Annotated in this window: 14 protein-coding genes, 6 tRNA genes and 1 pseudogene; 16 read left to right on the top strand and 5 right to left on the bottom strand. The window is 52.6% G+C overall.

The window, feature by feature from the left end:
- Positions 1 to 59 precede the first annotated feature (59 nt).
- Together I6E42_RS02075 and I6E42_RS02070 are read right to left on the bottom strand one after the other, a co-directional pair.
- Positions 60 to 1,121 (bottom strand): hypothetical protein, encoded by a 1,062-nt coding sequence (locus tag I6E42_RS02075; protein ID WP_235370176.1) that lies wholly within the window; start codon positions 1,119 to 1,121, stop codon positions 60 to 62.
- A 3-nt stretch (positions 1,122 to 1,124) separates the two neighbouring features.
- Positions 1,125 to 1,685, bottom strand: a complete 561-nt coding sequence (locus tag I6E42_RS02070) for a helicase-related protein (RefSeq protein WP_328284070.1) — start codon at positions 1,683 to 1,685, stop codon at positions 1,125 to 1,127.
- On the opposite strand from I6E42_RS02070, the gene I6E42_RS02065 reads away from it, so the two are divergent.
- From I6E42_RS02065 to I6E42_RS02040, 6 genes are all read left to right on the top strand, one after another.
- Positions 1,655 to 1,723, top strand: a tRNA-Glu gene (locus I6E42_RS02065). The two genes, I6E42_RS02070 and I6E42_RS02065, sit on opposite strands and share 31 nt — an antisense overlap.
- 6 nt (positions 1,724 to 1,729) lie before the next feature.
- Positions 1,730 to 1,804, top strand: a tRNA-Gln gene (locus tag I6E42_RS02060).
- 3 nt (positions 1,805 to 1,807) lie between these two features.
- Positions 1,808 to 1,884 (top strand) — tRNA-Cys (locus I6E42_RS02055).
- A 3-nt stretch (positions 1,885 to 1,887) separates the two neighbouring features.
- Positions 1,888 to 1,964: transfer RNA gene (locus I6E42_RS02050), tRNA-Glu, on the top strand.
- 3 nt (positions 1,965 to 1,967) lie between these two features.
- Positions 1,968 to 2,043: transfer RNA gene (locus I6E42_RS02045), tRNA-Trp, on the top strand.
- Between the two features lie 4 nt (positions 2,044 to 2,047).
- Positions 2,048 to 2,122, top strand: a tRNA-Gln gene (locus I6E42_RS02040).
- A gap of 486 nt (positions 2,123 to 2,608) precedes the next feature.
- Here the strand turns inward: I6E42_RS02040 and I6E42_RS02035 are convergent.
- The gene (locus I6E42_RS02035) at positions 2,609 to 2,770 is read right to left on the bottom strand and encodes a hypothetical protein (protein WP_235370174.1); all 162 of its coding nucleotides are present in this window, start codon (positions 2,768 to 2,770) and stop codon (positions 2,609 to 2,611) included.
- 203 nt (positions 2,771 to 2,973) lie between these two features.
- Positions 2,974 to 3,660 carry a FadR/GntR family transcriptional regulator gene (locus I6E42_RS02030; RefSeq protein WP_195278442.1) on the bottom strand — a complete coding sequence of 229 codons (687 nt, stop codon included), beginning with the start codon at positions 3,658 to 3,660 and terminating at the stop codon, positions 2,974 to 2,976.
- 291 nt (positions 3,661 to 3,951) lie between these two features.
- Here I6E42_RS02030 and larA point away from each other — a divergent pair, with 291 nt between their 5' ends.
- Genes larA through I6E42_RS02005 form a run of 5 tightly spaced genes read left to right on the top strand, consistent with a single transcriptional unit; the run spans position 3,952 to position 9,689 of the window.
- Positions 3,952 to 5,235: a nickel-dependent lactate racemase gene (gene larA / locus I6E42_RS02025; RefSeq protein ID WP_235370173.1), complete on the top strand. Its 1,284-nt coding sequence runs from the start codon at positions 3,952 to 3,954 to the stop codon at positions 5,233 to 5,235.
- A gap of 37 nt (positions 5,236 to 5,272) precedes the next feature.
- Complete coding sequence (locus I6E42_RS02020; protein WP_193539268.1) at positions 5,273 to 6,694, top strand: FAD-binding oxidoreductase; 1,422 nt, start codon at positions 5,273 to 5,275, stop codon at positions 6,692 to 6,694.
- A 41-nt stretch (positions 6,695 to 6,735) separates the two neighbouring features.
- Positions 6,736 to 7,875, top strand: coding sequence for an acyl-CoA dehydrogenase family protein (locus tag I6E42_RS02015; RefSeq protein WP_235370172.1), 1,140 nt, complete (start codon positions 6,736 to 6,738; stop codon positions 7,873 to 7,875).
- Between the two features lie 19 nt (positions 7,876 to 7,894).
- A complete protein-coding gene (locus I6E42_RS02010) occupies positions 7,895 to 8,686 on the top strand; it encodes an electron transfer flavoprotein subunit beta/FixA family protein (protein WP_087287368.1) in 792 nt (263 codons plus the stop codon).
- A 13-nt stretch (positions 8,687 to 8,699) separates the two neighbouring features.
- The gene (locus I6E42_RS02005; RefSeq protein WP_235370171.1) at positions 8,700 to 9,689 is read left to right on the top strand and encodes an electron transfer flavoprotein subunit alpha/FixB family protein; all 990 of its coding nucleotides are present in this window, start codon (positions 8,700 to 8,702) and stop codon (positions 9,687 to 9,689) included.
- A 257-nt stretch (positions 9,690 to 9,946) separates the two neighbouring features.
- Here I6E42_RS02005 and I6E42_RS02000 read toward each other — a convergent pair whose 3' ends face one another.
- Positions 9,947 to 10,417, bottom strand: coding sequence for a tyrosine-type recombinase/integrase (locus I6E42_RS02000; protein ID WP_087287362.1), 471 nt, complete (start codon positions 10,415 to 10,417; stop codon positions 9,947 to 9,949).
- Between the two features lie 189 nt (positions 10,418 to 10,606).
- On the opposite strand from I6E42_RS02000, the pseudogene I6E42_RS01995 reads away from it, so the two are divergent.
- The 5 genes and pseudogenes from I6E42_RS01995 to I6E42_RS01975 form a co-directional block, all read left to right on the top strand.
- Positions 10,607 to 11,080, top strand: a pseudogene (locus I6E42_RS01995) (RraA family protein); the annotation flags it as partial.
- A 641-nt stretch (positions 11,081 to 11,721) separates the two neighbouring features.
- Positions 11,722 to 13,032, top strand: coding sequence for an RNA-binding domain-containing protein (locus tag I6E42_RS01990; protein ID WP_235370168.1), 1,311 nt, complete (start codon positions 11,722 to 11,724; stop codon positions 13,030 to 13,032).
- Between the two features lie 10 nt (positions 13,033 to 13,042).
- Positions 13,043 to 14,839: a DUF262 domain-containing protein gene (locus I6E42_RS01985; RefSeq protein ID WP_235370167.1), complete on the top strand. Its 1,797-nt coding sequence runs from the start codon at positions 13,043 to 13,045 to the stop codon at positions 14,837 to 14,839.
- A gap of 303 nt (positions 14,840 to 15,142) precedes the next feature.
- Positions 15,143 to 15,976: an ADP-ribosylglycohydrolase family protein gene (locus I6E42_RS01980; RefSeq protein ID WP_235370166.1), complete on the top strand. Its 834-nt coding sequence runs from the start codon at positions 15,143 to 15,145 to the stop codon at positions 15,974 to 15,976.
- Positions 15,901 to 17,319 carry a type I restriction-modification system subunit M gene (locus I6E42_RS01975; protein WP_235370165.1) on the top strand — a complete coding sequence of 473 codons (1,419 nt, stop codon included), beginning with the start codon at positions 15,901 to 15,903 and terminating at the stop codon, positions 17,317 to 17,319. The genes I6E42_RS01980 and I6E42_RS01975 overlap by 76 nt, the downstream gene beginning before the upstream one ends.
- Positions 17,320 to 17,560 lie beyond the last annotated feature (241 nt).

The raw sequence follows: 17,560 nt of genomic DNA, 5'->3' as shown, positions 1-17,560 counted from the left end.
ACGCTCATTTCAAAGCAATTCCGTGCTTTTTTAGATGCAAAAAGGAACGAAAATTGAGATTATTTAAGAAATCCTGCCAGCACCGGAAGTTTTTCTTCGCTGTCCGCGTTGGTCAGCGTGATGGGGCTGATGCCCAATTTGTCAAACTTTTTCAGGACTCGGTTGATCTGCCCGGACTTCAGTCCGAATTCCACTTTCAGATCTTCAATGGCGGCAGAAAGGCTTTTCCGGTCACTTGCCTTGCGCAGCAGATACAGCATCCGTTCCCGTGTCTTTTTACTCCGAAGGCCATCGATCATCTCCTTCGCTTCCTTGTAGCGGACATGGCGCTGCCCCTTGAGCTGTAGCCGCTTGAGATACCAGCTGAAGATCTCTCCCGCCTTCTCATATAGCATCCTCAAAACCTTGCCGTTGTTGTCCATGTGATCTTTACTTACCCATTTCCGCATGCCTTTCCGGCGCAGCTGAACTTCCAGCCGCAGCACCCGTTTCCCCACCAGAGAGGCTGGTGAGGCGTCGATCATCTCCAACTGCGCCGTCTTATCGTAGGCAAAGAAGGACGCAGTCTTGCAGCCCTGCTTATAGGAATGCTTGTTGGCCTCCTTGTAGTCTTTGGCTTTATCCTCGCCTTTTCTGAAATATTCCACATAATACCTAGGCAGGATCAGGCTCTTTTTCAGGATACGCAGGTAGCTCTCCACCACAGCTGCTGTATCAAAAATCAGGTTGATTGTGATGTCCACCCGGTATAGTTTCATGTTTTTCAGTTTACAGGGACAGCAAATTTCCTTCAGAAAAAGGTCTGCCCCGCTCATCACTTCCTTGGTGTTCTCCTTGTCAGGGCGGAACAGTGCACTTCTGTCGGTGTCTCCCAGCAGGAGCGTCGGATGGACCGTGACGGTGAGTCTCCAGATGGAACCTCGGTACCGGGAGACCCGCAGTTTAATCCCCTGCCCGGCAAAGCAATCGCTGGCATAGTCATAAGTACAATCAAAATAATCGTTGCATCTGATCTGAAACCTTGGCCGTATCCTGAGCGCACCCAGAATGCTGTCCTTCTGCTTCGGAGTCAAACTATATGTACAGGAAAAGCTGTCGATCCCCATGTCAATCTTACACATCACTTATCTTCCTTTCTGGCAGTTGGTGCAGTAGCGGCAGGCATTCTCATGGGAGTCACCAAGGGCATTGAGCAACGTGATGACCATACACTGCTCCTCATCTTCACAAAACTCCTTCATCTCATCCAGCCGCCTCAGCGCACGGTTTCTTGCCCCTTTCTCTTCAATACACTTCAGCAGCCAGTGATTTTCTGTGTAATCATCGGGAGTATAAAGCAGAATGCTTCTGGCATGCTGTCCTTCCCGACCGGCTCGTCCCGCCATCTGGTAGTAGTCTGCCAGGGACATGGGCATATTGTAGTGGATGACCAGGTCCACGTTCCGGATATCCACCCCCATGCTCAACGCACTGGTGGCGGCAATGATGTGCTTTTTCCCGGACAGCATATCCTGTTCCTGCTTCTTGTTTCGGCTGTGATAGACCATCACCTCTCCGCGATAGAGTTTCTTGAGTTCTTTCTCAACATTCTCCGTGGCAGCGATGGTATTACAGAACACGATGGTCGTATGGCGGTGGTATGAGGTTATAATATGGTCTAAATGGTTAGGACACAACCCTTTCACGGTTGCAATGACCGGTTCGAGCCCGGCGCGGATCTCCACAATTTTGGGATATAGCCAAGCGGTTAAGGCTCTGGCCTTTGACGCCAGCAACGCTGGTTCGAATCCAGCTATCCCAGCCATACGATACGGTACTCAAGAGGTTTAAGAGGACAGCCTGCAAAGCTGTTATTCGCCGGTTCGAATCCGGCCCGTATCTCCAAACGGTGCCTTCGTCTAATTGGTTAGGACGCCAGCCTCTCAAGCTGGAAATTGCGGGTTCGAGCCCCGCAGGCATCACCACACGGGGGTATAGCTCAACTGGTAGAGCAACGGTCTCCAAAACCGTAGGTTAAGTGTTCGATTCGCTTTGCCCCTGCCAATATTGGGGTGTCGTCAAGTGGTAAGGCACCGGTCTCTGACACCGGCATTCGCTGGTTCGAATCCAGCCACCCCAGCCATTTTACGCAGAAAAACCGCCTGAAATGGCGGTTTTTCTGCGTTTTTTGTTCTATTTTTGTCTCTTGGACGATTGCGGTTCAGCGGCGATTTCAGGGACAGAAAAGCGGCGGGAGCATGAGCGAGGATAGCCGCTGAAACCGCCAAATCCCTAACCCATCCCTAACGACAAAATATCTCACTTTTTGGCGTATGTCAGTCGATTATCATGTTACCTTTCATAATAGTTACATGATAGCATAAAGACAAGGCTGTCGTATTATGCTGATAGGCCGACAGTCTATACAGAAGTGTTTTATAAGGAGTTTCACTATGGATGCACATAAAGCAATTATCACAAGTATATTTAATAACTCCACGCTTATAGAGGTACCCTTCTTCCAGCGATCCTATGTTTGGAAAGAAGATCTTTGGGCTCGGATGATTGAAGATATGGTCCTCCTCTCAGACAAATCGTGTCACTCGGGTGTGGAACCCTTTGGTTGAATCTATTTTACGGTATGGGGCATGGAGCGCTCATTTTCAATCTTCTCAATCCGCTCGGGAAACATGGTCACCAACAGCTCACTGGCGTCCTCCCGGGTCAGTTTCAGACTCTCCCGGGTCAGCTGGTAAATGGTCTTGTTTTCTTTGGTGGATACTCTGGCCATGATGCTTTCCTCACTCCATGCAAGAACCAAAACTTCTAGGCTCTGTTTTCTCCATTATACGGGATATGAGGGATAAAACAATTACTTTTCTTGCCCTTTTCTCCCGTACGCCCTATGGAAACAAAAAAGGCGTTTCCTTTCCCGCCGGAATGAATCGCCGGTAAAGGTCAGGGAGCGTCTTTTTCTGCATGATAAACATCTTGTCACAGGTTCTGTTCCATATTGGCGCTGATCACATTGAAGTGGTGGTTGATGGCCAGAATCAGCTGGGCCTTATCCCGGCGGGCCAGAGCGTCCACAATCTGTTCGTGGGCGTACTGCAGCTGGTTGCCGGTCTGGAAGTTGCGCAGGATATGCCGGCGCATATCGGCGATGAAGCGGTCGATAGTGGTGGAGAGGGCCCGGTGAATCTGGATAATCAGCTCGTTGCCTGAGATGGCGGCAATGGTATCATGGAGCTGCTTATCCAGTTGGGCGGCCCGCTTGGAGGAACAGGACGCCATCTCCTCCACCATTCCGGACAGCTCCCGGACCTGCTCGTCGGTGATGCGCCCCAGGGCCAACAGGGCGGCCTGCAGCTCCAGGCCCGCCCGCAGCTCCCCCAGCCTCCGGTAGTCGATCTGCTGCAGGAGCATCAGCAGGTCAAAGGAGTCCTGCAGATTGCGCTGGATGTTGCAGCAGATAAAATTGCCGGCCCCTTGGTTGCTGACGATAAATCCCATATGCTCCAGCAGCCGAACTGCCTCCCGCACCGAGTTGCGGCTGATGCCCAGCTGCTCGGCCAGCTCCCGCTCCGGAGGCAAGGGATCCCCCAGGGACAGCTGTCCGCTGCGCAAGGAATCCTCCAGATAGGTGAGCACTTTTTCATAGGATTTGGGCTGTTCCGCCATGGAAATCTTCCTCCTTGGCATGATGTACATGCAAATAGTATAGCACAGGGAGAAGGCCACTGTAAAGGTGCGACCAACTCATTCTAACTGGTAGGACCAACACGTTTTTAAAAAAGCCGATAATTGCAAACTTTTTCGTAATATTGTCCAATTATCGCCTTGACATCTAGAAGTATCAGGAATAATATATAAATGTTCTAAAAATTCCTTGTATTGTTGCGCGTTTTTTATTTTATATGGTAGAACCAATTTAAGAAATAGGTCAACCACTGAAACAGGAGGTTATCATCTATGCAGACGATTTCCCTTCCTTACGGACGGGACCGGGTTGAGGCTCAGATCCCGGACCAGCGCCTGGCGGCGGTCCTCCGCTCCGGCGCACAGAGCTATCGGCCTCAGGCCGACCAGGCTCAGCTGGTGAGGCAGGCTCTGGAGAACCCCATCGGCACGCCCCCGCTCCGGGAATTGGCCAAAGGCAAGCATCAGGTTGTCATTATCAGCAGCGATCACACCCGCCCGGTCCCCAGCAAGGTTATTTTGCCCCAGTTGGTAGATGAGATCCGGGCCGGTTCCCCTTCTGCAGAGATCACCGTGCTGGTGGCCACCGGCTTCCACCGCCCCACCACCCGGGAAGAGATGCTGGACAAATACGGCCAGGAGCTTTTCCTCCGGTCCGGCCTGCACTTTGCCGTCCATCTCAGCGGCAAGGATGAGGACATGGTATCTCTGGGCACCCTGCCCTCCGGAGGCAAGCTGCTCATCAACAAGCTGGCCGCCCAGGCGGACCTGCTGGTGGCTGAGGGCTTCATTGAGCCCCACTTCTTTGCCGGTTTCTCCGGCGGGCGCAAGAGTGTGCTCCCCGGAGTCGCCAGCCGGACCACCGTACTGGCCAATCACTGCTCCACTTTCATTGACAGCCCCTTTGCCCGCACCGGCATCCTGGACGGCAACCCCATTCACCGGGATATGATCTACGCCGCCCAGCAGGCCAAGCTGGCTTTCATCTGCAATGTAGTCATTGACGAGAAAAAAGAAGTGATTGCCGCTTTCGCCGGCCACTTCAATGAGGCCCACCGGGCTGGCTGCGCTTTTGTAGAGCAGCTCTCCGGTGTCTCAGCTGTCCCCGCCCCCATTGTCATCTCCACCAACGGCGGCTATCCCCTGGACCAGAACATCTACCAATCGGTGAAGGGAATGACCGCTGCCGAGGCCACCTGCGCCCCCGGGGGCGTGATCATTATGGTCTCCGCCTGCAGCGACGGACACGGCGGCCAGTCGTTCTACGACACCTTCGCTCAGGAACCCGACGAGGAAAAAATCATGGCCTCCTTCCTGGCCACCCCCAGCGACCGCACCATTCCCGACCAGTGGGAAGCTCAGATTCTCTGCCGTATTCTCTTAAAGCAACCGGTGATCATGGTCACCCAGGCCCCCCGGGAGATGGTGGAGGCCATGCACATGCACTGGGCCCCCGATCTTTCGGCGGCCATCGACCTGGCCGACCGGCTGCTGGGCCGGGCGGACAGCCCCATCACGGTAATCCCCGACGGCGTGTCGGTGATTGTAAAGAAATAAATTACTTAATGAGAAGGAAAGAAAAGAGGAATCCGCTATGAGTCAGTATGAAAAAGTGACCCCCGAACTGATCCAGGCGCTGCAGGCTGCGGTGCCCGGCCGGGTCAGCGTGGACGGGGACATCAACGACGACTTCTCCCACGACGAGATGCCCATCTACGGCAAGGCCATGCCCGAGGTGGTGGTGGAGGCTGTCTCCACCGAAGAGGTGGCCGCAGTGATGAAGCTGTGCAACGAGCATCACGTCCCCGTCACTCCCCGCGGCGCCGGCACCGGTCTGACCGGCGGCGCTGTCCCCGTCTGCGGCGGTGTGGTGCTGTCCATCACCAAGATGAACAAGATTCTCTCCTATGACACCGATAACATGGTGGTCCGGGTCCAGGCCGGCGTGCTCCTCAACGACCTGGCCGAGGACGCAGCCAAGAAGGGCTTCCTCTATCCCCCCGATCCCGGTGAGAAGTTCGCCACCCTGGGCGGCAACGTGTCCACCAACGCCGGCGGCATGCGGGCGGTCAAGTACGGCACCACCCGGGACTACGTGCGGGCCATGACCGTGGTACTGCCCACCGGCGAGATCGTAAACATGGGCGCCAGCGTGTCCAAGACCAGCTCCGGCTACTCCCTGCTCAACCTGATGATCGGCTCTGAGGGCACTCTGGGCATCATCACCGAGCTGACCCTGAAGCTGATCCCCGCCCCCAAGGCTGTCATCAGCCTGGTGGCCCTCTATGAGAACCTGGAGGACTGCATCGCCACCGTGCCCAAGATGATGAAGGCCAACCTCCACCCCCAGGCCCTGGAGTTCATGGAGCGGGAGATCGTCCGCCTCAGCGAGTCCTACCTGGGCAAGAGCACCTTCCCTCAGACCTTTGAGGGCAGCGACGTGAACGCCTACCTGCTCATCACCTTCGACGGGGACAGCGAGGAGCAGCTGGACGAGATGATCGAGCAGGCCTCCGAGGTCCTGCTGGAGGCCGGCGCTCTGGACATCCTGGTAGCCGACACTCCCCAGCTGAAGAAGGACGCCTGGGCCGCCCGTTCCACCTTCCTGGAGGCCATTGAGGCCAACACCAAGCTGCTGGACGAGAGCGACGTGGTGGTGCCCGTCAACGAGATCGCCCACTATGTGAACTTCATCAACGAGATCGCCAAAGACTACGACTTCGAGGTCAAGAGCTTCGGCCACGCCGGCGACGGCAACCTGCACATCTACAACTGCTCCAACGATATGGACCCGGAGGAGTTCAAGCGCCAGGTGGCCGCCTTCATGAAGCGGGCCTACGGCAAGGCCACTGAGCTGGGCGGTCTCATCTCCGGCGAGCACGGCATCGGCCGGGGCAAGATGGAGTATCTGGCCGAGATGGTGGGCCCGGTGAACATGCGCCTGATGGAGGGCATCAAGCACACCTTTGACCCCAACATGATCCTGAATCCCGGCAAGGTCTGCTACACCCTGTAAACATACTGGAAAAGACAGAAAATCGAGCGGAGGAAAAACTCATGTCCTATTTGATTTCAGAGGCTGCCCAGGATCTGCTGGGCGATGTGAAGGATTTTTGTGAAAACGAGGTCAAGGAGCCCTGCAAGGAGTTTGACCGCAGCGGCGAGTGGCCCAAGGAGATCTACGACCAGGCCATCGAGATGCAGCTGCAGACCCTGGAGGTCCCCGAGGAGTACGGCGGCCCCGGTCTGAGCCGGGTGGATGTGGCCGCCCTGTTTGAGGAGATGGCCAAGGCCGACGCCGGCTTTGCCACCACCATCTCCGCCAGCGGCCTGGGCATGAAGCCGGTGCTCATCGCCGGCAACGAGGCCCAGAAGAAGCGCGCCTGCCAGCTGATCATGGACGGCGGCTTCGGCGCCTTCTGCCTCACCGAGCCCGGGGCTGGCTCTGACGCCAGCGCCGGCAAGACCACCGCTGTGAAGGACGGGGACAGCTACATCCTCAACGGCCGCAAGTGCTTCATTACCAACGGCGGCGTGGCCTCCTTCTACTGCGTTACCGCCATGACCGACAAGTCCGCCGGCGTGAAGGGCATGTCCATGTTCTTCATCGAGGCCGGCACCCCCGGTCTCTCCACCGGCCACGAGGAGGACAAGATGGGTATCCGCACCTCCAACACCTGCGACGTGGTGCTGGACGACTGCCGTATTCCTGCCTCCAATCTGCTGGGCGCTGAGGGGCAGGGCTTCACCATCGCCATGAAGACTCTGGACCAGGCCCGTGCCTGGATGGGCTGCATCGCCACCGGCATCGCCCAGCGGGCCATGGAAGAGGCCATTGCCTACGGCAAGGAGCGTGTCCAGTTCGGCAAGCCCATTCTGAAGAACCAGGCCCTCCAGTTCAAGGTGGCCGACATGGCCATCAAGATTGAGACCGCCCGTCAGATGGTGGCCCACGTCCTGACTCTGATGGATCAGGGCCTGCCCTGCTCCAAGGAGTCCGCCATCGCTAAGTGCTATGCTTCCGATATCGCCATGGAGGTGGCCTCCGAGGCCATCCAGATGTTCGGCGGTTACGGTTACAGCCGGGAGTACCCGGTGGAAAAGCTGCTCCGCGACGCTAAGATCTTCCAGATCTTTGAGGGCACCAACGAGGTGCAGCGCATTGTGGTTGCCAACAACACCATTGGAAAATTCTAATTGAAGGAGCTCGAGTGATATGGAGATTCTGGTCTGCCTGAAGCAGGTGCCCGATGACTCGGTGGAAATCCACCTGAAGCCCGGCACCGAGGAAGTGAATCTGGACGGCGTCACCCCCGTGGTCAACGCCTTTGATACCTATGCGCTGGAGATGGCCACCCGCCTCAAAGAAGCCGTGGGTGGCAGCATCACCGCCATCACCGTGGGCCCGGAGAAAGCCCGGGACGCGGTGAAGACCTGCCTGGCCGTGGGCGCCAACCAGGGCTATGTCATCAGCGACCCCACTTTTGAGGACGCGGACACCCTGGGCCGCAGCAAGATCCTGGCCGCCGCCATCCGGAAGCTGGAGGCGGACGCCGGCAAGCCCTTTGACCTGATTTTCTGCGGCCGCGAGGCCACCGACCGGGCCAGCGGCCAGCTGGGGCCCCAGCTGGCTGAGGCCCTGGGCACCGGCGTGATCGTGGACCTGGTGGACATCGAGCAGACGGACGCCGGCATCTGCGCCAAGCAGGAGACTGAGGAGGGCTACCGCAAGGTAGAGTCCGCGCTCCCCTGCGTGGTCACGGTGAACAAGCCCGCCTATGACCCCCGTTACCCCACCATCAAGAGCAAGATGGCCGCCCGGAAGATGGCCATCCCCGTGCTCTCCGCCGCCGATCTGGACTCTGTGGAGCCCGGCAAGCCCACCGCCCACGTGGTCAAGGTCTTTGAGCCCGCCAAGCGCCAGGCCGGTGTGAAAATCAACGAGGAAACTGCTGCGGAATCCGCCATCAAGGCTGTTGACATGATGGCCGCCGCCAAGCTGCTGTAAAGGAGAGACAGACATGGATTGGGGCAATTGCAAAGATATTCTGGTCTTCCTGGAGCAAAAGGAAGGCAAAGTGGTAAATGTGAGCCTGGAGGCTCTGACTCCCGCCCGCACCCTGGCCGGTCTCACCGGCGGTAAGGTGCTGGCTTTGGCAGTGGGCACGGACAATGCCGCCGCCGCAGAAAAGGCTGCTCCGCTGTGTGACGGCGTACTCTCGGTAGAGGGTGCTGCCTTCATCGACGGCTGCAGCGACGCCATGGTCTGCGCGCTGGAGGCCATGGTCAACAAGTATGCGCCCGCCGCGGTGCTGGCCGGCAACACCCCCCTGGGCCGGGAGCTCACCGCCCGGCTGGACGCCCGGAAGGGCCTGGGCAGTGTGCAGGACGCCACCGCGCTGAAGATCGACAACGGCACCCCCGTATGGACCGTTCCCCTCTACGGTGGCACGGTGCTCAACGACGTGGTGTTGGACACCCTGCCTGTAGTGGCCACCGTCCGCTCCGGCGCCTTCTCCAAGCCTGAGGCCGGCGAAGCCGCCCCTGTCACCGCTGAGGCGGTGGAGGTGCCCGCCGACGCCATCAAGACCAAGGTAGTGGAAGCGGTGAAGGAGATCTCCGAGTCCGTGAACCTGGAGGAGGCCAAGGTCATCGTCACCGGCGGCCGTGGTATGGGCAGCCAGGAGAACTTCGCCCTGGTGGAGGAGCTGGCCCAGCTGCTGGGCGGCGTGGTGGGCGCCACCCGTCCTGCCATCGAGGAGGGCTGGGTGTCCCGTGCCCACCAGGTAGGCCAGTCCGGCAAGATTGTCTCCCCCGCCCTGTACATCGCCTGCGGCGTGTCCGGCGCCACCCAGCACGTGTCCGGCATGACCGGTTCCGGCTATGTGGTGGCCATCAACAAGGACGAGGACGCCCCCATCTTTGATGTGGCCGATGTGGGCATCGTAGGCGACGTGATGAAGGTTCTGCCTGCCATGATCGAAGAAATCCGCAAGCGCAAGGCGGAGTAACCCAGCGGGCAGCGCTTCGCTGCCCTTCCCCCGGCACTTTGCACGATGGCATGATTGGACAAAAACAACAACACACAACGGCACCCCGTTGGTCCAGCCTCACCGGTTGGTCCGACGGGGTGCCGTTTTTCTAAACCGGCCGCCCTCTGCCAGCAGCTAAGGTACAAATACAGAAACGGTGGGAGCCGGAGGTTCCCTCATCAGGACCTCCGGCTCCCGCCAGAAAGAAGGTCGGTATTTCCGAAACGCTTCCTGTCTCACCCCAGCAGTATCGTGATTGCATGGTCTAAAATATGGGGCGTTCTGTCATACAGGTCCTCCATCAGAACACGCTCGGTCAGCTTATGAAAATCTTTTGCAGCGGATAAGTAGTCGCGGATTTCATTGTCAGCTAGAATCGTAGCCTTTACTTGCTTTGGAGCCGAGCGACAGATTCCTTGTACTGGATTTCTTTCAATCAAGCCACGGTTTACTGCCTGGCTTAGCACCTTTGAGAGTAGATTTTGAATATGCCGCATAGTCTGCTGGGATAGTGGTTTCCCATTCCGTTTGTTTCCATGCAGTTGATGCTCTTCCAGAAACTCCTCTATCTTTTGCGTCGTCAGGGATTCCAGCGGACAATCCCCTATCCAAGGCAGAATATGATTTTTCAATACATAGCGATGCGCTTCGCAGGTCGTATGCCTCACACTCGGTGCGTCATAGTTTTTTGTCAGAAAGCGACCCATTCTTTTACTGTCATACGCAACTTATCTGGAGGAACATCTCAATGGCTTTCCTCACTATGATGACGAGGTCGTTCGCAAGATGATTGAACGGGTCACTGTAGTCGATGCGGAAACAATCCGGGTCAAGTTCCGATACAGCGATTTGGAGATTGAACAGTCCGTATGCTAAAATAGAGACAACCAGGTGATGTTATTGTGGTAGATGGAGCAAGCGGCTGCAACCGGTCGCTTGCTGGCGAGATTATGATGCGTTTTGCTTGCATGAAGGGCATAGCAGGAATTGTGGTGGACGGTTGCCTGCGCGACTTGGACGGCATTGAAACGCTGGATATGCCGGTCTATGCCAAGGGTATTACACCGCAAGGGCCATTCAAGTTTGGACCTGGCGAAGTGAACGTACCGATTGCCTGCGGCGGGCAGGTTGTTTTCCCCGGTGACATCTTGGTAGGTGATAAGGATGGTATTGTGGTCATTCGCCGCCAGGATGCTGAGGAGGTTGCCAAGGCAGCAATCGCGAAAAAGGAATCTGAGGACAAAACATTTGCTCTGATGGGTTCCGATCTGGAAGCCTATGCACAGAAGCACCTTAAGACAACAGAAAAACGCATGGATGGAAAGAATGTTTTAATTTGCGGCAGTTATTGCGAGAAATACCAGTATTAAGCATTAAGGAGAGCGCAGAACCGGGCTATATACCCAAACGGTACGGATCGACCTACCCAAATGCTTCGATATTCCGAACCGCGAAATTTATCTGAAAACAGTTACGGAGTACATGCCGCTGAACAATCGATTACATGGCTGATGCGTGTGGCTGGGAATCTCAGCAAAAACCGGATTGAATACAATGCAATTCGGAAAACGGACGAATTGAATTGTCGATTACACAGATTTTTCTGCGGTCTCTGCTGCCAAGAAATTGGTGCGGCTCATCTTTGCCTTAGAGAGGTCCGGTCAGCCATACCATCTGGCTGCGTAGTTTACTCCTCATAGCCAACCGGGGTCTTAATAGACCCCTGCTTTGCTATACTCTTTTTGAACCATCTGGGCCTAACCACCATCATTCATTTTGGGGGTTGACTTCTAATAGTTAATCTTATCCACTCCGGAGTTTTGCGAGTTGGAACAGGAAATAAAATTGCAGGCAACGGCAGACGGATAAACTGCTGTTGCCTGTTTTGTTGACCATGACCAGAGCAAAACTTTCACACTTCATTATGAATAAAGTGAATTTTCACTTCAAATAATTGAAAAACATGAAAATGAGTGTATAATAGGATCAAGCAATGATGGAGGTGCTCTATATGCAATTTGAAAGCGAGCGCATTGAGTATAAATCTCAGCTGATTGATGACATCTACAAGGAAGTCATCGCGTTTGCCAATACAGACGGTGGGATTATCTACCTCGGCATTGATGATAAGGGCAATTTGGTTGGCATTGAGAATGTGGATGAAACCTACACGCGCCTGACAAACGGCATCCGTGACGCCATCCATCCGGATGTAACCATGTTTGTTCGCTATGTTTTACAGGACAACAAAGTAATCCGCATCGAAGTCAACGAGGGCAGCAGCAAGCCGTACTATCTGAAATCGAAAGGGTTAAAGCCCACCTGCGTGTATGTCCGCCAGGGAACCTCCAGCGTTCCAGCATCGCCGGAGCAAATCCGGCAGATGATTAAGGAGTCGGATGGCGATAATTTTGAGGATGCCCGCTGCCTCGAACAGGATCTGACCTTTGATGCCGCAAGAATCGCGTTTCAGCGTTATGGTGTTGAGCTTTCTACCGAAAAGTATCGGGCCCTGGGCATCACACAAAATGATCTTTACACCAACCTCGCGCTGTTGCTTTCCGACCAGAGCCTTCACACAACTAAGATCGCCGTATTCAACGACGAATCCTGCACCGCGTTCCGGGACAGCAAGGAATTCGGCGGATCCGTTTTCAAGCAGTTCGAGGATTCCATCAATTACCTTGCTTTGTGCAACAAGACCGTTTCCACAATCAAGGGTATTGTTCGTACGGATAATCAGGACTACCCCGAGGAGGCCATTCGCGAGGCGCTTCTCAACGCTCTTGTTCATCGGGACTACAGCTTCAGCGGCAGTATTATCATCAATGTAAACGACAGCAAAATGGAGTTTATTTCCCTTGGCGGACTCCTGCCCGGCCTTTCTACCGAGGATATTCGCATCGGCGTTTCTCAGCCGAGGAACAAAAAGCTGGCAGAGGTATTCCATCGTCTGCGCCTGATCGAAAGCTACGGCACCGGCATCCGCCGGATTTTCAAGCTGTACGAAAATTGCTCCGTTCAGCCCAGTATCGAGGTGACTGCCAATGCGTTCAAAATCGTGCTGCCCAATATGAACGCCAGCGGTGCAATTGCCGAAGTAGTACCGGAGACCGCCGAAGAGAAGCCTGCAGTCATCACGCCGCAGATGAAAACGGTGATGGATTATCTGGCGGAGTACGGCGAAATGACAGATGAAGACCTACAGGAACTTCTGAATATTAAAAAGACGAGAGCCTATCTGCTTGCCCGCCAGATGAATGAAAATGGGTTGATTGACATCATCGGCAGAGGTGCGTCGAAGAAGTATAGATTGAAGTGAGGGATAATGCATGGCACGGTACAGCGTTAATAACTATACAGTCGAAACATTGCTTTCAAATATTAAATCCGGAAGTATTGCAATTCCGGAAATGCAGCGTCCTTTTGTTTGGGATAGTTCCAAAGTTAGAGACTTGGTTGACTCTTTGTATAAGGGATTTCCGGTAGGATATATCATCGTATGGCAAAACCCGGATGTTAAGCTGAAGGACGGAACAAAGTCCTCTGGTAAAAAGGTTCTTATTGACGGTCAGCAACGTATTACGGCAATGGCTGCCGCGATCGTTGGACAAGAGGTGTTGGACGATCACTACAAGTGGAAACGCATTGCTATTGCCTTTAATCCTCTCGAAGAAAAATTTGAAGTTGCCAACAATGCTATTTTGAAGAGCAGTAAATGGATTCCAGACATTGCTCCTGTTTTGGAACCGGCTTTTGATACATTCTCCTTCGTAATGGATTATTGCCAGAAGAATGAGATTGCGGATCAAATGTCGCAGGTAAACAATATCGTTAATCGTCTTCGTGGTATTCAAAATAACAGCCTTGGCGTTATTACCTTGGCGGAAGATTTGGATATCGATAGTGTTACGGAAATCTTCATTCGCATCAACTCAAAGGGTGTTGTGCTTTCGCAAGCAGATTTTGCCATGTCTAAGATTTCGTCCAACGATACTTATGGCGGTAACATCACCCGAAAGACAATTGACTATTTCTGCCACTTGATTGAATCTCCCGAAGATCTGAAAGATATCAAAAACAATGACACTACATTTGCGAACTTACCGGAGTTTGATGCGATCAAGTGGGCGGCTTCCAAGAGTAACCCCATATACAAAACTACTTATACCGACATTCTACGCGTAGCATTTACCTACAAGTTTAAGCGTGGCCGTTTGGCAGACCTTGTTAGCTTGCTGTCGGGTCGTGATTTCGAAACCAGGGAATTTAAGGTTGAAATCGAGGAAGATTCTTTCAAGCAGCTTCATGAGGCGGTACTTCAGGCCGTTAATCAAACCAATTATGAACGGTACTTGATGATTGTACGTTCTGCTGGTATTGTCCGCAAATCCTTAATTCGTTCCCAAAACGTACTGAACTTCGGGTATGCGCTCTATCTCGCATTGCGTGAAAGAAAAATTGACAGCAATGAGATTGAACAAATTGTACGTCGCTGGCTGGCATTGACGATTCTAACGGGACGTTATTCCGGATCTCCGGAATCCTCTTTCGACTATGACATTAAACGATTTTTCTCCTACGATGACCCCATTGAGTATCTCAAACTTACAGAATCGGGCGAATTGTCAGATGCATTTTGGAATGTAAACCTTGTGCAGCGCTTGAATACATCTGTTGCAAGCAGTCCGTATTTCAATATGTTTCTTGTGGCACAGGTAAAGAGTCATGACAGAGGATTTTTGTCTACGCAGGTTGATGTGGAATCTATGTTGGAAAACAGGGGCGATATTCACCATCTTTTTCCCAAGAATTATCTTACGAAAAACGGCGTTCCGCAGTCGATGTATAACCAGATTGCAAACTATGTGTTCCTTCAACAGGAAATTAATATTAAAATCAGCGATGATGCTCCCTGCAACTATATGAAAAAGGTTTTTGACCAGTGCCAGACCCAAAATCCTATCTATGGTGGTATTATTGATGAAGTTGAACTTCACAGAAATCTGGAACAAAACTGCATTCCCACTGGATTTGAAGAAATGGAAATTTCGGACTATAACAATTTCCTTGAAATGCGAAGAAAGCTGATGGCCGAAAAGATCCGCAATTATTATTTCTCTCTTTGAGCAACAAAAATGCCATTAGACAGGCGTACGGCCATGGAACAGATTTTTTGCGGCAAAATTCGTTTATTCTGCTGCCGCTGTAAAGTGCCTGTCAGGTATGGGGTAGCCCCTTTCCAGCGGCAGCGGTCGCAAAAGGTATAATATAGTAGACTTTGCAGCGCAAAATCGTGTGGGAACAATACTCTTTTTAACGCTGAAAAACTGACAATCCGAAATTGTATATGGGGCAATGCCCGATTATCAGCTCCTGCAGCGGCAGAGAAAACGAAAAGTCAACGAAAAAATCATTTGGAGGGAAAACCTATGATTGGTGCAATAGTTGGCGATATTGCCGGGTCTCGTTTTGAATGGGACAACATAAAGACAAAAGATTTTGAGCTGTTCGATGATAGAAGATGTGAACCCACTGATGATAGCGTGATGTCTCTTGCTATTGCAAAAGCACTGATGAATTGTGCCCCGGATTTCACAAGCCTAAAACAGGAAGTCGTTTCTTGTATGCAAGAGTTTGGAAAGAAATATCCCCATGCCGGTTATGGCGGGAGCTTCAAACAGTGGATTCACAGTCGTAGTCCTCAGCCTTATAACAGTTGGGGCAACGGTTCTGCCATGCGTGTTAGTGCTTGTGGGTATGCGGCGAATTCAATCGAGCAGGCAATTGCGCTCTCACGAACTGTTACCGAAGTGACACACAATCATCCGGAAGGAATGAAAGGTGCTGAATCAGTTGCTGTTGCCATTTTTATGGCTCTTCATGGAAGCAGTATGCTTGATATTCAGGATCACATTAACAAAGATTACTACGCGATTGATTTTAAACTTGATGATATCCGCGCAGCATATACTTTTGATGTTTCCTGTCAAGGCAGTGTACCTCAGGCTTTTGCAGCATTCTTTGAGTCAAAGAATTTTGAAGACGCTATTCGTAACGCCATCTCCATTGGCGGAGACAGTGACACAATTGCGGCTATTACCGGCAGCCTTGCAGAGGCATATTATGGAGTTCCGAGTGATATCCGTAAGCACGCGCTATGCGCTTCTGCAGAAAGGAGGATACATCGATGGCTGACAGAATTGAGCTTTCCGAACTGGAAACCTACCTGTATCACTCCGCAGATATTCTGCGCACGCATGTAGATGCCAGTGACTACAAAATGTATGTATTTCCTCTGCTGTTCTTCAAACGAATCTGTGATGTGTATGATGAAGAAACGGAAAAGAAAAAAGCAGAACTTGGTGACGCATTCTTTTTCTATCCTGAAAAGACCATTCACAGATTTTCCATTCCGGAAGGATGCCACTGGAGAGATGTACGAAACGCCACCGAGAATATTGGTGTAGCGATTGTGGATGCGTTTCGCGGAATTGAAGATGCCAACGGATCAGTCCTCCAGGGCGTGTTTGGTCATGCAGCATGGACCAACAAAAACCGTCTGCCCGATGAAACCCTAAAGAATCTGATCGAGCATTTCAGTTCGAAAACGCTGACATTGGATAACTGTCCGGAAGACGAGCTTGGCCAGGCCTATGAATACCTGATCAAGAAATTCGGTGACGACAGCGGGCATACTTCCCAGGAGTTTTATACCAACAGAACCGTTGTTCATCTGATGACGGAAATGCTGAAACCTCAGCCAGGCGAGACAATCTATGATCCGACTTGCGGAAGCGCAGGTATGTTGATTTCCTGTATTGCTTACCTGAAGGAAAAGGGACTTGAGTGGCGCAATGTCAAGTGCTACGGTCAGGAGATCAACGAGCTTTCTTCATCGATCGGCAAGATGAATCTCTTCCTCCATGGAGTGGAATATTTCGAAGTCGTGAATGATGATACGCTTAAGAGACCTGCTTTCGTTGACCATGGTGAGCTCCGGCAGTTTGACCTCTGCCTTGCCAATCCGCCATACTCGATCAGCACATGGAACAGAGATGCTTTTGAACATGACCCCTATGGCAGAAACTTTTTGGGTACGCCTCCGCAGGGACGCGCTGACTATGCATTCTTTCAGCACATTTTGAAAAGCTTGAATCCTCAGAGTGGACGTTGCGCAATTCTGTTCCCACACGGCGTCTTGTTCCGTGGTGAAGAGGCAGAAATGCGTCAGAAGTTGGTTCAGAGTGATTTGGTTGAATGCGTTATTGGTATAGGAAAGAACCTCTTCTATAACTCACCTATGGAAGCCTGCATCGTGATTTGCAGAGCAAATAAACCCATTGAGCATCGTGGGAAGGTCCTTTTTATTAATGCTCGACATCTTGTCACAAGAAAGAATGCTCAGAGCTATTTGGAGGACTCTCATATTCAGGAGATTGCTGACACATATTGCAATTTTTCTGCAATCGAAGGTTTCTCTGCGATTGCTTCAACCGATGAGATTATGTCCAACAACGGGAAATTGAGCATTGCGCTTTATGTCCGTGGCTCTGGCGCGGAGAAGGTGTCTCCGGAGCAACTTGATGAAGTAACCCATTGTCGATGAGATTGATGGCATTGTGCGAATTGTCCGCTTCCCTGGATGGCAGGATACTGAGACAGGACGCAGAGAAGTAAGCATGGAGTTGTACGGCATTTTCGCTCGAAAGAAACTATTTGACAAGGATTTGGTTGAGAAGGCCTATAAGTATGTTGAGCAGTATTATTGATTCAGCATCATTTTTTCCTATCAACCGCTATGCGTAAAACACAGCCCACCGATCATCTGACCGGTGGGCTGTGCAGCG

The sequence above is a fragment of the Pseudoflavonifractor phocaeensis genome, from assembly GCF_021531815.1.
GTDB classification, from domain to species: domain Bacteria; phylum Bacillota; class Clostridia; order Oscillospirales; family Oscillospiraceae; genus Lawsonibacter; species Lawsonibacter phocaeensis_A.
Note: the sequence above shows the minus strand (reverse complement) of the source record. Positions and strands in the feature narration are given on the sequence as shown.

What these genes read in the sequence shown, in the direction of transcription:
- I6E42_RS02075 (WP_235370176.1), bottom strand. Translation starts at nt 1,121, where the DNA reads ATGTGTAAGATTGACATGGGGATCGACAGCTTTTCCTGTACATATAGT.
- I6E42_RS02035 (WP_235370174.1), bottom strand. Translation starts at nt 2,770, where the DNA reads ATGGCCAGAGTATCCACCAAAGAAAACAAGACCATTTACCAGCTGACC.
- I6E42_RS02030 (WP_195278442.1), bottom strand. Translation starts at nt 3,660, where the DNA reads ATGGCGGAACAGCCCAAATCCTATGAAAAAGTGCTCACCTATCTGGAG.
- larA (WP_235370173.1), top strand. Translation starts at nt 3,952, where the DNA reads ATGCAGACGATTTCCCTTCCTTACGGACGGGACCGGGTTGAGGCTCAG.
- I6E42_RS02020 (WP_193539268.1), top strand. Translation starts at nt 5,273, where the DNA reads ATGAGTCAGTATGAAAAAGTGACCCCCGAACTGATCCAGGCGCTGCAG.
- I6E42_RS02015 (WP_235370172.1), top strand. Translation starts at nt 6,736, where the DNA reads ATGTCCTATTTGATTTCAGAGGCTGCCCAGGATCTGCTGGGCGATGTG.
- I6E42_RS02010 (WP_087287368.1), top strand. Translation starts at nt 7,895, where the DNA reads ATGGAGATTCTGGTCTGCCTGAAGCAGGTGCCCGATGACTCGGTGGAA.
- I6E42_RS02005 (WP_235370171.1), top strand. Translation starts at nt 8,700, where the DNA reads ATGGATTGGGGCAATTGCAAAGATATTCTGGTCTTCCTGGAGCAAAAG.
- I6E42_RS02000 (WP_087287362.1), bottom strand. Translation starts at nt 10,417, where the DNA reads ATGGGTCGCTTTCTGACAAAAAACTATGACGCACCGAGTGTGAGGCAT.
- I6E42_RS01990 (WP_235370168.1), top strand. Translation starts at nt 11,722, where the DNA reads ATGCAATTTGAAAGCGAGCGCATTGAGTATAAATCTCAGCTGATTGAT.
- I6E42_RS01985 (WP_235370167.1), top strand. Translation starts at nt 13,043, where the DNA reads ATGGCACGGTACAGCGTTAATAACTATACAGTCGAAACATTGCTTTCA.
- I6E42_RS01980 (WP_235370166.1), top strand. Translation starts at nt 15,143, where the DNA reads ATGATTGGTGCAATAGTTGGCGATATTGCCGGGTCTCGTTTTGAATGG.
- I6E42_RS01975 (WP_235370165.1), top strand. Translation starts at nt 15,901, where the DNA reads ATGGCTGACAGAATTGAGCTTTCCGAACTGGAAACCTACCTGTATCAC.